Below are 350 nucleotides of genomic sequence, written 5' to 3'. Positions count from 1 at the left end.
GATGGGGTGAACGACGCCCCGGCGCTGAAGCAGGCCGATGTTGGTATCGCGATGGGCATCAAGGGCACCGAAGTGACCAAAGAGGCCGCTGATATGGTGCTGACCGATGATAACTTCGCCACCATCGCCAGTGCAGTCAGGGAAGGGCGGCGGGTTTACGATAACCTGAAGAAAACGATCTTGTTCATTATGCCAACCAACCTGGCGCAGGGGTTGTTAATCATTATCGCGCTGCTGGCGGGGAATTTGATTCCGCTGACGCCGGTGTTGATTTTGTGGATGAACATGGCGACGTCGGCCACGCTGTCGTTTGGTCTGGCGTTCGAAGCCGGTGAAAAGAACATCATGCG

General features: G+C 56.0%; 1 protein-coding gene. It reads left to right on the top strand.

Annotated elements, in window-relative coordinates:
* Positions 1 to 350: HAD-IC family P-type ATPase (locus tag HV213_RS33125; protein WP_181486585.1), on the top strand; the 350-nt coding region annotated here is incomplete at both ends.

The organism is Klebsiella sp. RHBSTW-00484, from assembly GCF_013705725.1.
In the GTDB taxonomy this organism is placed as follows: Bacteria; Pseudomonadota; Gammaproteobacteria; order Enterobacterales; family Enterobacteriaceae; genus Klebsiella.
The sequence above is the reverse complement of the archived record's forward strand: the minus strand, read 5'-3'. Positions and strand labels throughout refer to the sequence as shown.